The sequence below is a fragment of the Bacillus sp. AY2-1 genome (assembly GCF_008368965.1).
Taxonomy (GTDB): Bacteria; Bacillota; Bacilli; order Bacillales; family Bacillaceae_G; genus Bacillus_A; species Bacillus_A thuringiensis_S.
This window is the reverse complement of record NZ_QPEL01000254.1, coordinates 1-2469: the sequence shown is the minus strand read 5'-3', so window position 1 is coordinate 2469 and position 2469 is coordinate 1. Positions and strand designations below refer to the sequence as shown.

The following is a 2469-nucleotide window of genomic DNA, read 5'->3' as shown; positions in this document are numbered from 1 at the left end:
CTCTCATCCACAACATCACTAACTTTTCCAGTTAACCATGTTTGTACATCCACGCCCTCAACAACTTCTTTTAGCCCTCCATCATTGAGACCAGTTTCATTACAAGTTACACATGGAATTGTTAACTTAAAGACACCATCATGCAAATTATCTTCAGTTATCACTTTCTTACCTTTACAAAATGGACATGGATTACTTTTTTTAATTTTATTAATTTGGGTAACTATTTTTTTGTATCCAAACGCTTCGTATACATACGTAAGTTTTTTATATTTACCATTTGTGAAATACTTATCTATAATGTTTTCTCTCGTTTCATAAACATTAGGGAAATCACAAACAGTTACTTGATTATTAACACTAATGGATTCGATATTTCCTTTTATTTCGCCCCAGAATGGTAAGACATTTTGTAACACCATTTCATAGTTTGAAAAGCTTGCTTGTTCTAATTCAAACATCTTCAGTGCGACTTGTGCTTTTCTTGGCAATAAAGAAACATCTTCTGTCAATACCATATCGCCACCAACAATAGACTTCAATTTAACAAGTGCCGGTAAATCACCAACTGTTTTCACTACTTCATTAATAGGCTGATTAATTATTTCACGAATATCTACGTTATCAAATTTAAGTGGTTTATGATGATTTAAAACCGTCCCCTTACAAATTGGACATTTCATCATTTTTTTTGAAGTTTTAATTTCTTCTTTAATAGGTGCTTTTGAAATAACAATATATCCACCAATAATTGTATTAAACCCTACCCATGTTCTGCGTGTCTTTCCTTTTTTATCATAAAATGATTTTTCAAAATATCCATACCAAAACGTATGCTTTTCTTCTTCTGACATATCATTATAGCTCTTTGACAAATCGTGACCAAGCTCATTTTTTATTTCTTCGAATAGAAATTCTATTTTTTCATGCTGATAAAATTTTAATACCTTCATGATTTCTGGATCGAATAGCCCATCCCAAAATGGAACGCTTTTATCTTGAATGGTAATATCTTTATCAAAAACTTCAATTTGAAGACGTCCAGAACAAGATGGACAATGATTGTCCTGTGAATAGAAATCAAAACTTCTCGTATCTTTATTAATTGGATGAGCAGCTACAATATGATTAATTAATCCACCAATCTCATATAAGAAACTATATTGACTATATAAATGTCTTTCAAGATCAATAGCAATAACAGGTGCGATTGTATTAGATTCATATTCACCATAAATTAACCTAGCCATTGATGATAAACTTTTTAAAATACCGCCCTTATAAATATTTTCGGCATTTTTAAAATAGTTAATATGATTTTCTTCTAAATAGTGAACCCCTTTTTTCTGCTTAAGCATTGAAGAGATGTGTATTTTCTCTGTGCTATTCACATTACTTTTTTGACGATAGTAATCCTCATGATTGACAACATCCAAATGCTCTATAGATTCATTCTGCCTTTTTCCAAAATCAACTATATAATCAGAGCTTTCTAACATGTAACGATTATGCTCAATCATAATGATCGAAACTGATTCATCTTGCAGAATACCTCTAATACTATCGATAAATTGATTTAAAATATTTTGTGATAAACCTTTTGAAGGCTCATCAAAAATAAATAATGTATGTGGATTTCTAGTGTTTGCAAATAATTCCGAAACTAAATGAACACATTGAAACTCACCTGTCGATAATGTTTGTGTTTTTCTCTCTAATGTTAAATAGCCAAGTCCTAATTTAATTAGTAGGCTCAAACGTTTATAAGCGATATCTTCATTTGGAAGTTCATCAATAATATCCTCAATCGAGCGCTCAAAAATATCATCAATGTCTTCACTATACTTTGTCAGTTTCTTTTTAATATCTAGGAAAGTTGCTACAGTTGATTGACTTGTAATTGATTGATTTCGGTCTTGTCCTACCATAACTAATTTATCTTTTGGATATCGTTTCAAAAAATCTGTAGCTAGACATTCGTTGACAAGTGTAGATTTCCCACATCCTGATTCTCCTGTAACTGTTACAAGCCTGTTTTTAGGAATTTGAAACTCAGCCATTTGGATATTACGGCAATATAAATCATAGAATGTATAATATTCTGTTGGCATTTCTTTATTTCGATCCCACAGTATTGACTTTGGTCTTGGTGATTCTTCCACAATTTTCCCACCATATTTTCCGCTACCAGGTCCAAAGAACAATTGCTCATCAGTTGTATCTAGTACTGTATCTGAATGATCAATAAGCCAAATTTGATTTTTACGCCCTAGTCGTTTAATTTCTTCTAAAATTTGTAATAAAGTTTCATGATCAAGTCCAACTGAAATCTCATCAATAATAATTACAGCATTTTCACTTACTGCCATGAATTCAGCCAAATAAAGTCGTGTTAACTCTCCACCTGACAACGTACCCATAATTCGATTTAATGTTAAATAACCAATGTTCATATTAATAATATTTTGC

General features: G+C 31.2%; 1 protein-coding gene. It reads right to left on the bottom strand.

Annotation, left to right across the window (positions count from 1 at the left end; translation table 11 throughout):
• Positions 1-2469 (bottom strand): ATP-binding cassette domain-containing protein (locus DN403_RS29920; protein ID WP_149186072.1); only part of this gene is annotated, 2469 nt, incomplete at both ends.